Genomic DNA, 12616 nt, shown 5'->3' on the forward strand with positions numbered 1-12616 from the left:
ACAAGGAACACACAATGTTAACCATGCACAACGTAGGCAAGATATATCAAACAGACAGTGTACAAACCCATGCATTAAGAGACTTTTCTCTTACGGTGAACGAAGGCGAATTTATTGCGGTAACAGGGCCATCGGGTTCGGGGAAAACCACCTTTTTAAATATTGCAGGGTTATTAGAACCCTTTACGTCAGGGCAATATACATTAGACGGTATAGACATTGGTGGTTTGTCTGATAATCAGCGCGCGGATATCCGAAACCAAAAAATAGGCTATATTTTTCAGGGTTTTAACCTAATTCCTGATTTAAATATTTACGAAAATGTGGAAGTGCCTTTGCGATACCGTGGAGTACCAGCAAAAGAACGTAAAGTGCGAATTTTAGAATGTTTAGAACAGGTGGGGCTAGCTAGCCGCGCCAGGCACTTACCTCAGCAGCTATCTGGTGGGCAACAACAACGGGTGGCGATAGCCAGAGCGCTCGCCGGAAAACCCCGTTTTTTGCTGGCAGATGAGCCTACGGGTAATTTAGATACCCTTATGGCGCGCCAAGTTATGGAGTTATTAGAAGAGATTAACCAAAATGGCGCCACTATCGTTATGGTCACCCACGACCCTGAATTGGCCCGTAGAGCCCCTCGCAACATTCAAGTGGTAGACGGGGAATTGGCCGATTTAACCTTTTATCAAGGGAAGCCAGCAACGTCTGCCTCAGCCCCTGAAAAAAGTGCCCATGAAAGCGTAGTGGGAGGCTAATATGTTTCTTCACTATATCGATTTAAGCATCAGAAGTATCAAGAGTACGCCTGTAATCAGCGTATTAATGGTGTTTGCCATTGCAATAGGTATTGGCTTAACCATGACAAGCCTTTCTGTGTTTCACATGATGTCGATGGATCCTATCCCTCACAAAAGTCAGGCCATTCATTTTCCTCAGTTAAACATTATGGATGAAGGCGGCGAATGGCATACAGATGATAATATTCCTTACCAACTGACTTATCAGGATGCCATAAACCTCTACAACGCAGACGCAGGCTTTCCTAGAAGCCCGAGTTTTCGCAGTGGGTTTTCGGTACACCTAAATACCCCTGACGTTAAGCCCACCATGGAACCTGCCCGTCTTGTTTATCAAGAGTTTTTCTCTATTTTTGAGCGGCCCTTCATTTTTGGGGCGCCTTGGTCGAAGGAAGAACAACAAAGCAAACCCTATGTCGTGGTTATTTCCGAATCCATTAACAACCGCTTATTCAATGGCCAGAACTCAGTGGGCAAATCCATCTATTTAGACAATAAAAGCTATCGTATTGTCGGTGTGGTTGAAGACTGGGATCACCACATTAAGTATTACGACTTAAATAACGGTGCGTTTAATAGCCCAGAAAAACTTTATGTGCCTTTTTCTATTGCGCCTTTAGAAGAAATAGGGACGTGGGGAAATACCAATGGGTGGAAACACGAAACCTTAAATGGCTACCAAAGCTTATTGCAATCTGAATTGGTCTGGGTGCAATTTTGGGTACAGCTTAATACGGCGGCCGAAAAAGAAGCGTTTAGTGCGCTGATAATGGCCTATATGGAAGATCAGCAATCGAAAGGCCGGTTTAATCGCGATAACTTGCAATACGCCCTTCGTAACGTCACCGAATGGTTAAAATACAATCAGGTGGTCTCAGAGGACAATCGTATTCTCGTTGGCTTGAGCTTTATGTTCTTGCTTGTCTGTGTGGCGAATATATTGGGCTTATTACTGGCTAAATTTCTAAAACGAGCGCCTGAGGTTGGCGTACGCCGCGCCCTTGGCGCCAGTAAGAAGCACATATTTGCGCAGCATATTGTGGAAGTGTCTGTTATTGGCTTAGCCGGTGGCATTTTGGGTATTGTGATTGCGCAACTTGGTCTGTGGGGCGTTCGTACTACCAACAGATATTATGAAGCCCTAGCTACCATGGATGTCTCTATGCTGTTAGCGGCGCCTACCATTGCCTTAATGGCAAGTTTCATAGCGGGTTTGTACCCTGCATGGCTGGTGTGTAGAACCCAACCTGCCATTTACCTCAAAAGCCAATAGGAGCGTATCATGCTAGAAATTAAACCTATATTTAATGCACTGCGTCGCTCAAAAGTGGGGGCTATTTTATTGTTTTTACAAATAGCGCTGACAACGGCTGTGGTCAGCAATGCCGCATTTATGATTAACGATCACCTGTCGTATTTAAAAGAAGATACCGGCTTTGTGCAGCAGGAGATATTTAGCTTTGGTCTTATGACATTTGGCAAAGACATCGATTTGCACCAACAAGCAGAACGAGATGAAGACATGATTCGCCGTATTCCAGGCGTGATAGATGCCGTGTTTATCCAAGCGGTACCGTTAACAGGAGGCGGTTCGTCCACCTCAAGTCATCTACGCCCACCGCCAGAAGAATCGAAATCATTGTCACTGGCCTACTATTACGCCGATGAACATACACTTGACACCTTTGGGGTTACCTTGCTGGAAGGGCGGAATTTTCGGCCGGAAGAGGTGGTTATTGGAAGCGATTTTGACGGACATGGTCCCAACACCGTTATTGTTTCTCAAGCCTATGCGCAGGAGATGTTTGAAGGTGAATCGGCACTGGGTAAAACTATTTATGTGTCGAGCCGGCCGCTAGAAATTATTGGCGTGGTTGAGACAATGAAAAGCCCCTGGCCGAGAGGCGATCGAAGTAGCAGAACCAGCATTATTCCTTTTATTAATGTGCAAAATTTTCACCGCGTGATGGTGAGAACCGAGGCGTCTGAGCGCGACAGTGTGATGAAGGTGATTGAAGACAAAATGCTAAGTCAGTATGACCAGCGGGTGATAATCAATATTAGGGGACTGGAGGAAAGCAAAAACAGTTACGATGCCACCGATGTGCTGATGATGCGTATGTTGATGGTTTTAGTGGTTATTTTAGTACTAGTTACGGCGCTGGGTATTCTTGGCCTTACGCAATTCAATATTAGTAAACGGACGAAGCAAATTGGTACACGTCGGGCATTAGGGGCGAGAAAGTCGGATATTATTCGCTATTTCTTAGTAGAAAATGCCATGATATGCACGGTAGGTTTGGTGATAGGGTCATTTGCGGCGTTCTTTTTGGGGCGTGTATTAATGAACGCCTATTCCATTAATGCCCTAGAAATGCAATTTGTTATCGGTACGGCTGTGGGAATATGCGTAATGAGCTTACTCGCCGTTATTGTGCCGGCAATGCGTGCCGCCAATATTTCACCGAGTATCGCCACTCGTAGTATTTAAGAGCGCAGATGAATGAAAAAAATCTTAATTGTTGATGACAACGCTGCGGTGTTGGAAGCCTTGTCATTACTTTTAGAAATCCACGGCTACCAGGTTGTTACGGCTAGTACACCGAAAGAGGCGTTACAAATCGTAAACTATCAAGCGATTAGCCTGGTGCTTCAGGACATGAATTTCAGCGCCGATACCACGTCTGGCGAAGAAGGCAAAACGCTGTTTTTTGCGCTAAGAGAGCTAAACCCTCTATTGCCGATTATCCTTATTACCGCATGGACCGAATTGGAGCATGCGGTGGCGTTGGTGAAAGCCGGCGCTGCAGACTACATCCCCAAGCCGTGGGATGACGTAAAGTTAATCACCACTGTAAACAACTTAATCGCCCTCGGTGAAGCCTCGGCCACTCATCAATCAGTGAAACAGCAGTCTACCCTTTACGATAGCGCTAAACAGGCCGCTCGCAGTGTGGGATTGGTGTATGAAAGTGCAGCAATGCAGCGAGTGGTAGATATGGCGTTGCAGGTGGCCAAGTCCGATGTACCCGTGCTTATAACAGGGCCAAACGGTAGCGGCAAAGAAAAAATCGCCGAACTCATACAGTCTCAATCCCCGCTGCGTCATGCGGCTTTTGTTAAGGTCAATGCGGGTGCGCTGCCTCAAGAACTGATTGAAGCTGAATTGTTCGGAGCTGAAGCCGGCGCATTTACCAGTGCGAACAAGTCCAGAATAGGGCGCTTTGAAGCCGCTAACGGGGGCACGCTATTTTTAGATGAAATTGGTACCTTACCCTTATCGGGGCAGGTCAAGCTGTTGCGCGTATTGCAAACCGGCGAGTTTGAAAAATTAGGCTCGGTAAAAACTCAGCATACTAACGTGCGTATTATCTCGGCCACGAACGCAGATTTAGCCAGTGATATTGCAAACGGGCATTTTCGTGAGGATTTGTTTTATCGCCTTAATGTTATCGAAATTAATGTGCCCCCACTTAGCGAGCGGGGTGACGATGCGTTGGCGCTGGTTCAACACTTTTTGCCTAACCGGGAAATTAGCTTAACGGGAAAGCAGGCCATTACTCAATACCCTTGGCCCGGTAACGTGAGAGAGCTAGAAAATGCATGCCGCAGAGTGGATATCTTACATCCGCATGGCCCGTTAAATGCCGACGCGTTTGGTTTACCCAGTAGCCATAGCGAAGACACCGTTTTGGTTAAAGCCGGAAGTGAGCCTACCGAGGCGGAAATTCAAGCCGCCTTAGTGCGCTACAATGGGGTAATTGCGCAAGTGGCGAAACATGTAGGGCTGTCGCGACAGGCGCTTTACCGGCGACTCGATAAATACAAAATAAGCTATAAATCGTGAAATCTATTAGAACCAAGCTGGTAGCAGCGTCACTGAGTGCGACGGCTATAGGGTTGTCGCCTATGCTCTATCTGGCCCCGCTGTCTCTAGGGGTGAAGATACTTTGTGTGTTGGGTGCGCTTGGGTTATGTGCCATTGTTGTGTACAAGGCCACTGAATCGATGAGCCAGAATATTCAAGCGTTAGAGGTAGGGTTACTCAACTTCAAAGACGGGGAATATGCCGCCACATTGGCATGTTCCACCACCGACGAATTCGCTCATCTCTGCGCCCTTTACAATGCATCAGCGCAATCACTTCGCAAAGAAAAGCAATGGTTGCATCAGCGGGAATTAATGCTCGATAAAGTATTGCAAAGCTCACCTGATGTATTGCTATTAGTGAACGATAAAAACGACGTGGTGTTTAGTAACCATCAAGCCAGAGACTTTTTTGCAGTTAATCAGCGCCTTGAAGGGCTTTCTTTGCCCCGTTTGCTTTCAAAGCAACCCCGTGCCTTAAGTGAAGTCATGCTAGACAGCCGCGAAGGGTTGTTCACCTTACCGCAAGATGAAAAGGGCGTCGAAACCTGGCATTTGGCGCAGGGCACATTTTTACTCAATAACCAGCAGCACACCCTTTATATTCTCAAGCAAATGACCCGCGAGCTAAACCGTCAAGAAGTATCAGTTTGGAAAAAAGTGATCCGCGTGATTAGCCATGAACTCAATAACTCGTTAGGGCCAATATCCAGTTTGCTACATAGCGGAAAAATCGTCGCCAATCAAAACCAAGACCCCCGTTTAGAGCGGGTGTTTCTTACCATTGAAGAAAGAATTGCTCATCTTAATCAATTCGTCCAAGGCTACGGAAAATTCGCTAAGTTACCCACACCTGTGTTTGCCCCCATCGAGTGGGCAAGTGTGATAGCACAGTTAAAACAGCAATATGAATTTACCCTGGATATGCCAACGCCGGTGAATTTGCACGCCGATGCCGTGCAAATTGAGCAATTACTCATTAACTTGCTGAAAAATGCCCATGAAGCGGGTGGTTCACCAAGGGACATCCACTTAGTCATTAAACAGCAGAATTCCCACGTGGTATTAGAAGTGTTAGATGCTGGAAAGGGCATGAGCGAACAGGTGATGACAAATGCCCTTGTACCTTTTTATTCTACCAAAGCGAATGGCAGCGGATTGGGGTTGGCCTTGTGCCGTGAAATATGTGATGCCCATGGCGGCCACCTTGTTATCCAAAACAGGCAGCAAAAAGGGCTATGCGTAAGGGTTATTTTCGACGGCGATGCAGGCAGGTAAACCTAGGTTATAGTAGATTTAAAAAAAAGGGGGAAGACAGGCGTCTTCCCCCTACGACGCTAAGCCAAGACCGTTTTTTACCCAACGTCGAACAGGCAGGATCTACTTTAATGAAAATGAGAATGATTTGCAATAACTTTTTGCGAATTATTTTCACGGTCTCCTCTCGCCCGTTTTTTCATGGAAAAATCGGCACAACAGGTAGGGCAGGAGACCCAATGCATTTTCTTTTAAGTAGTCATTCGCTAATAAAGCGTGGTCAGAGGTATCGCGCCCCTCAAAAATTGATGCAGATCAACAACGCAAAATGAAACCGGCCTTCGAGATAATCCCCTTGATCTAGATCATAAATGTCGGCTCCGCCTTCTTCTACTATGACGTTAGTTGAAGAGGAGACCAATTATGATGTGGGCAATGATTAAAGACCCTGTGGTTTGGGGATCGCTATTAGGTATAGGCATTATTGTAGGTATGATGGTGTATTACACCTATCTTTTCATGCACAACAGCGCCGACCAAAGTAAGTAAACACTATCACCCGCTTTACTGGCTAGGTGCAAAGGCTAACGTTGATGGTTTTGGCGCGGCATATTGATAAGTACCAAAAGCGCAGCTTGGCCGCCGTATTCTTGCGGAGCTTGGTGAAAAGCACGAACATGTGGGTGCTGAACAAGATAATGGGGTAGAGCGGCTTTCAATACGCCCTGACCAAATCCATGCATCACACAAACACAATCTACCGATTCTTTTCTTGCGGTATGAATGAGTGCGGCTAATTCTGCTTTTGCCATCTCTCGGGTTAACCCGTGTAAATCCAGCGTCATTTCGGGGGAGTAATCGCCCCGTCGCAATTGCTTTAAAATGTGGGTGGATTCACCTTCTTGGCAAAAGCGCATGGGCCCCTCTTGAGGCAAAGCAGCTTGGTACATATCAGAAAAGTGGAAACTCGCGGCCAATTGCTTGCTGTGCTTTATATTTCGACCAGATACCTGCTGTGACTTTTCAAACAGTTCAACCCGCTTATCTGGCTCTACTTTATCTTGGGTTAAGGGCTTAACCCCTTGCATGGCATCGGCAAATGAAAATGTCTCATCCTCAGTTTGGCCTTGGGTTTCTGTGTTCGATTTAGGATCAGAAATTTGCTTTTTAAAGGCCTTGAGTTCTTTTTTAAACGTTTTCATTCAGAATAATTACGCAAACTAATAGGGCTAAAACATTGCTAAACGCATAATTTAGTACGTTTGAGTACATAGTTAATTATGTGAATCGGCAGTAAGTTTGGGTATGATACCAGCTTTGAAATTTTTGATGTACCCAAACACCATGACCGATAAGTTTTACCTAGAAGAAGCCATTGAAGATCTACATACCTTGCTAGATATGACGCGATGGGCGACCAGCCGTTTTAATGATGCGGCCCTGTATTTTGGTCATGGTACAGATAACGCGTGGGATGAAGCCACCAGCCTTGTGATGCAGGCGCTGCATTTGCCTCATCCTCTTTTGGAACAAGTTGGAGAAAGCGTACTTGCTTCACGTTTAACCAAAAGTGAGCGGGAAAAAATAGCCGAACTTGTGCTAAAACGTGTACAAACCCGCATGCCACTTCCCTACATCACTAACGAAGCGTGGTTCTGCGGAATGCCCTTCTATGTTGATGAACGGGTACTTATTCCTCGTTCTCCTTTTGCCGAACTCATTCAAAACGAATTTGCGCCTTTTGTGGAAGCTTCACCCTCCAGTATCCTAGATATGTGTACAGGAGGTGGGTGTATAGCTATCGCCTTAGCGCATGCATATCCAGATGCACAGGTTGATGCGGTAGATATTAGCTCCGATGCTTTAGAAGTGGCAGATATCAATATCCAAGAGCATGGGCTAAGCCATCGTGTTTACCCTATTCAGTCAGATCTTTTTGCGAGTTTAACGGGGCAAAAGTACGACCTTATTGTGTCTAACCCTCCGTACGTTGACGCAGAAGACATGGCTGATTTGCCTGATGAATATCATCACGAGCCGGAACTCGCACTGGCAGCTGGGGAAGATGGGTTAGAATTGGTGGATATCATGCTGCGAGAAGCACCCACTTACCTCAATGATGGTGGCTGGCTATTCGTAGAAGTCGGCAATAGCGAAGTGCACATGAACCATAGATTCCCTGGTTTAGAGGTTATCTGGTTAGCATTTGAAAACGGTGGTTCAGGTATCTTTGCCGTGGGCAAAGACACACTCGTAACGTATTTTAGTAGTAAGGATTAATAGTTAATTATGTCAGGTAACAGCTTCGGAAAACTTTTCACTGTAACCACATTTGGTGAAAGCCACGGCATTGCCATTGGCGGTGTGGTTGACGGTTGCCCTCCGGGCCTTGAAATTACTGAAGAGGATCTTCAGGTCGATTTAGACAGACGTAAACCGGGGACATCTCGCTATACCACGGCGCGTAGAGAAGATGACGAAGTACAAATATTATCTGGCGTGTTTGAAGGAAAAACCACGGGTACCAGTATCGGTCTTTTAATTAAAAATAAAGACCAGCGCAGTCAAGACTACGGGAATATCAAAGACCGCTTTCGCCCCGGCCATGCAGATTACACTTACGACCAAAAATACGGTAGCCGTGATTACCGTGGTGGTGGGCGTTCATCGGCGCGTGAAACCGCAATTCGGGTTGCCGCTGGGGGCATAGCGAAAAAATATCTCAAGGAAGTTCATGGTATTGAAGTACTGGGTTATTTGTCTGAATTGGGCCCTATTGCCGTAGACAAGGTCGACCATAGCGTCACAAATACCAATCCATTCTTTTGTCCTGATGAAAGTAAATTAGAGGCGTTAGATGAATACATGCGCGACCTTAAAAAGTCGGGCGATAGCATTGGTGCGAAAGTATCAGTGGTCGCGAAAAATGTACCGGTAGGCCTAGGCGAACCTGTATTTGATAGACTAGATGCTGAAATTGCCCACGCCATGATGGGCATTAACGCTGTTAAGGGCGTGGAAATTGGTGATGGCTTTGACGTCATAAATCAAAAAGGCAGTGAGCATCGCGATACTCTGACACCTGAAGGGTTTTCTTCTAATCATGCAGGTGGCGTACTTGGCGGTATTTCCACAGGGCAAGATATTGAAGTACACATGGCACTAAAGCCCACGTCGAGTATTTCAGTGCCGGGTAAAACCATTAATAAAGACAATGAAGAAATCGATATTGTCACCAAAGGTCGCCACGATCCATGCGTAGGAATTCGTGCAGTACCTATTGCAGAAGCCATGCTGGCAATTGTATTGATGGACCATCTACTTCGCCATAGAGCGCAAAATGCTGGGGTAAGTTCGTCCACTAGGGCTATTCCCGGTCAAGCATAAGTTGTTGTCTTTTTGTTTTTGCGCCATAGGTGTTTCACCTGTGGCGTTTTTGCATATGGAGTTGTGCAGTGTCCATAAACAACCGTAATCTTATTGTGCTAGCGCTCACCTACTGGCTGTATTTTGGTCAATTGGGCGTGCTCGTGCCCTATCTTGGTATTTTTCTAGACGGTAGAGGGTTTTCTTCTGCGGAAATTGGTGAGCTGTTTGCTGTTATCACATTAGCGCGAATTCTTGGCCCGGGAATATGGGCAAATGTTGCTGATAAAACCGGTAACGCGTTAGGTGTGCTCAGGCTCGGCACTTTTCTCACGGTGCTTACTTTCTCCTCGGTATTCTATTTTTCTGGGTTTTGGGGGTTAACACTTTCCTTTGGTTTAATGATGATGTTTTGGACCGCAGTGTTACCTCAGCTGGAAGTGATCACCATGCAAGCCGTGTCTAAGAGCAAGGCCAATTATGGTCAAATTCGTCTGTGGGGCAGTGTCGGCTTTATCTGCTTAACTATTGCGGTGGGCAAGGCGTTAGACGTGTATTCCACCGACACGCCAGTGGTGGTGAGTATCGGCGTTTTAGCGTGTTTGTTTCTGATCACGCTTTTTATCTCCGCCCCTGGGGCTGCATCGAAAGCTGAAGCTGCACCGGGTCACATATGGCAGTATATGCGGCAGCGTCCTTTCGCCGTATTCATTTTTGCTTCGGTATGTCTACAAATATCCTTTGGCGCCTATTATGGTTTTTTTGCTCTGTATTTGCGGGATTTAGGCTACAGCGGCCAACAAACAGGCCTCTTTATCGCCCTGGGTGTTTTAGCTGAGGTGGGAATATTTTTAATAGCAGGTCGTTTAATACGCACATACGGTGTTTGGAATCTTCTTTTTGCCAGTATCGCCCTAACAGCAATACGTTGGTTTGCATTAGGGGTTATGGCTGAATCAGCCACGGTTATTTTTATTAGTCAGTTAGTGCATGCGCTCAGTTTTGGGTTAACCCATGCGGTGTCGGTGCATTTTATCCATCAGTACTTACCTTCTTCTTTTCATAGCCGTGGGCAGGCGGTATATATCAGTGTGGCGTTTGGTTTTGGCGGTGCATTGGGAAATTACATGGCTGGCCAACAGTGGCAGCAGGGCACAAATGCATTTGAAACATTCACAACCGCGGCGATATTTGCAGCGGTAGGGGCACTGTCGCTCTTGCTATGTGCTAAAAAAGCATTCGATGAACAAAAAAACACATAAATTGGGCAAAAGTGCACAGTGTAGACTAAAGTTTAAGTTGTGGAGTTTTTTAAGAATAGGCTTGTATGACGGATAGATTGCACCGAAATTTTGCACGCTCATCTTTTACCATTGAAACAATAGACAACGTCATTTTCAGTGAATTTACGGGTCAATGGGCTAAACCCATTACCACCCATTATGTGAAAGCAATAAAAGATAAAGTCTACGGCTTTGAGGGTATGCCTTGGTTTCATCTTGTTTTGCTCGATAAGTGGGAAATGTCTAGCAAAGAGTCAGCTGAAGCCTTTTCTGCTTTAGGAGCCTGGTGTTATGGACACAACATTAAAGCCACCTTGTTTGTGCATCAGCCTAACCCTATTAAACGTTACCAACTAGAGCAAATGATCCCTAACAAAGCAACGGGGTATCGAACGTGCTTTTTCGATACCCAAGCCGAAGCCTGCGACTTTCTGGCTACCTTGGATACTAGCCCGCCAAACCTTTGGAATAGGCGAGTTATGGGGCAGCGCTAATTAATTGGTTGGGCGGCGACAATGTGAAAGTCGCTTGACACTGCCATCACTCATTTCTTGCTCTAGAATAACATCAAATTTCCAAAGACGATGTAAATGGCGCATCACTTCATCCTTAGACTCCGCTAAGGGAACGTTGTTTTGTGCGATGTATCTTAGAGTTAGTGAGCGGTCACCCCGAATATCAACGCCGTAAACCTGAATGTTTGGCTCCAAATTACTTAGGTTATATTGTGCGGAAAGCTTCTCTCTAAGCATTTGGTAGCCACGTCCATCATGAATGGCTGACACCCGTAAATGATCACTTTGACTGTCATCTTCTACCGCAAATAGTTTGAAATCTCGCATGAGCTTAGGGGACAAAAATTGGCTAATAAAGCTTTCATCCTTAAAGTTTTCCATCGCAAAGTGCACTGTCTCTAGCCAGTCTTTTCCTGCGATAGAGGGCAAGTAAGTATAGTCTTCGTCCGTAGGGTTTTGGCACACCCGTTTAATGTCCATAAACATAGCGAAACCCAGAGCATAGGGGTTAATCCCTGAATAATATGGGCTGTTGTATTCAGGCTGCATGACCACACTTGAGTGGCTATGTAAAAACTCCATCATGAAGCGGTCGCTCACCAAGCGTTCGTCATACATTTTATTAAGTATGTGGTAATGCCAGAAGCACGCCCAACCCTCGTTCATAACTTGTGTCTGCTTTTGCGGATAAAAGTATTGTGAAACCTTTCGCACGATGCGTACGATTTCCCGCTGCCATGGCTCTAGCAAAGGCGCATTCTTTTCAATGAAGTAGAGCAGATTTTCTTGGGGCTCTTTTGGAAAGCGATGGGACGTTTTTTGCTTGTGTTGAGGAGAGTCCGGTAAGGTTCTCCAAAGTTCATTCACTTGTGATTGTAAGTAACTCTCCCTTTCTTGCTGGCGATTTCTCTCTTCTTGCAAGGAAATTTTCTGAGGCCGTTTATACCTATCAACACCGTAATTCATCAGTGCATGACAAGAATCTAAAATACTTTCAACTTCTTCTATGCCATATTTTTGCTCGCATTTAGCAATGTAATTTTTAGCAAATACAAGGTAGTCGATGATAGAACCAGCATCGGTCCACGTTTTAAATAAATAATTGCCTTTGAAGAAGGAATTGTGGCCATAACAGGCGTGTGCCATAACCAGTGCTTGCATAGTAATGGTATTTTCTTCCATTAAATAGGCAATACAGGGGTTTGAGTTAATCACAATCTCATAGGCTAATCCCATGTGCCCGCGGCGGTACTGTTGCTCGGTTTGTATAAACTTTTTCCCAAAAGACCAATGCGTATAATTTAGCGGCATACCAATACTGGCGTAGGCATCCATCATTTGTTCGGCAGTAATCACCTCTATTTGATTGGGGTAGGTATCCAGTTTGAAGTCTTTTGCAATACGGTCGATTTCAGCTTCGTATTGCTCAAGCAAGGGAAACGACCAGTCTGGTCCGTCGCTTAATTTGTGGGCGCTCTGGCTAAGTGGAAGGTCAGACGGGTTGCTTTTATAGGTGGGGAACACAGCCATG

12 protein-coding genes are annotated in these 12616 nt (G+C 45.7%); 10 read left to right on the top strand and 2 right to left on the bottom strand.

Going from position 1 to position 12616, the window contains the following annotated elements; genetic code table 11:
- Positions 1-14 precede the first annotated feature (14 nt).
- The 6 genes from EP13_RS05895 to EP13_RS19055 all read left to right on the top strand — a co-directional run bounded on the left by EP13_RS05895 (position 15) and on the right by EP13_RS19055 (position 6470).
- The gene (locus tag EP13_RS05895) at positions 15-755 is read left to right on the top strand and encodes an ABC transporter ATP-binding protein (protein WP_044056491.1); all 741 of its coding nucleotides are present in this window, start codon (positions 15-17) and stop codon (positions 753-755) included.
- Between the two features lies 1 nt (position 756).
- The gene (locus tag EP13_RS05900) at positions 757-2070 is read left to right on the top strand and encodes an ABC transporter permease (protein WP_044056492.1); all 1314 of its coding nucleotides are present in this window, start codon (positions 757-759) and stop codon (positions 2068-2070) included.
- A 9-nt stretch (positions 2071-2079) separates the two neighbouring features.
- Entirely contained in the window at positions 2080-3288 is a 1209-nt protein-coding gene (locus EP13_RS05905; protein WP_044056493.1) for an ABC transporter permease, read from the top strand.
- Positions 3289-3300: 12 nt separating this feature from the next.
- The gene (locus EP13_RS05910) at positions 3301-4644 is read left to right on the top strand and encodes a sigma-54-dependent transcriptional regulator (protein ID WP_044056494.1); all 1344 of its coding nucleotides are present in this window, start codon (positions 3301-3303) and stop codon (positions 4642-4644) included.
- The gene (locus EP13_RS05915) at positions 4641-5942 is read left to right on the top strand and encodes a sensor histidine kinase (protein ID WP_044056495.1); all 1302 of its coding nucleotides are present in this window, start codon (positions 4641-4643) and stop codon (positions 5940-5942) included. The genes EP13_RS05910 and EP13_RS05915 overlap by 4 nt, the downstream gene beginning before the upstream one ends.
- 402 nt (positions 5943-6344) lie before the next feature.
- Positions 6345-6470, top strand: coding sequence for a DUF3149 domain-containing protein (locus tag EP13_RS19055; protein ID WP_081869453.1), 126 nt, complete (start codon positions 6345-6347; stop codon positions 6468-6470).
- A 35-nt stretch (positions 6471-6505) separates the two neighbouring features.
- On the opposite strand, the gene smrB is transcribed toward EP13_RS19055, so the two are convergent.
- Positions 6506-7123: an endonuclease SmrB gene (smrB, locus tag EP13_RS05920; RefSeq protein WP_052364302.1), complete on the bottom strand. Its 618-nt coding sequence runs from the start codon at positions 7121-7123 to the stop codon at positions 6506-6508.
- 142 nt (positions 7124-7265) lie between these two features.
- Here smrB and prmB point away from each other — a divergent pair, with 142 nt between their 5' ends.
- The 4 genes from prmB (at position 7266) to EP13_RS05940 (ending at position 11064) form a co-directional block, all read left to right on the top strand.
- Positions 7266-8201: a 50S ribosomal protein L3 N(5)-glutamine methyltransferase gene (gene prmB / locus EP13_RS05925; protein WP_044058775.1), complete on the top strand. Its 936-nt coding sequence runs from the start codon at positions 7266-7268 to the stop codon at positions 8199-8201.
- Positions 8202-8210: 9 nt separating this feature from the next.
- Complete coding sequence (aroC, locus tag EP13_RS05930) at positions 8211-9308, top strand: chorismate synthase (protein ID WP_044056496.1); 1098 nt, start codon at positions 8211-8213, stop codon at positions 9306-9308.
- 68 nt (positions 9309-9376) lie between these two features.
- Entirely contained in the window at positions 9377-10549 is a 1173-nt protein-coding gene (locus tag EP13_RS05935; RefSeq protein WP_231401157.1) for an MFS transporter, read from the top strand.
- Positions 10550-10614: 65 nt separating this feature from the next.
- Positions 10615-11064, top strand: a complete 450-nt coding sequence (locus EP13_RS05940; RefSeq protein WP_044056497.1) for a hypothetical protein — start codon at positions 10615-10617, stop codon at positions 11062-11064.
- Here the strand turns inward: EP13_RS05940 and EP13_RS05945 are convergent, their stop codons facing one another.
- Complete coding sequence (locus tag EP13_RS05945; protein WP_044056498.1) at positions 11065-12615, bottom strand: SpoVR family protein; 1551 nt, start codon at positions 12613-12615, stop codon at positions 11065-11067. It abuts the gene before it with no gap.
- Position 12616 lies beyond the last annotated feature (1 nt).

Origin of the sequence: Alteromonas australica, from assembly GCF_000730385.1 — a bacterium.
Classification (GTDB): Bacteria; Pseudomonadota; Gammaproteobacteria; order Enterobacterales; family Alteromonadaceae; genus Alteromonas; species Alteromonas australica.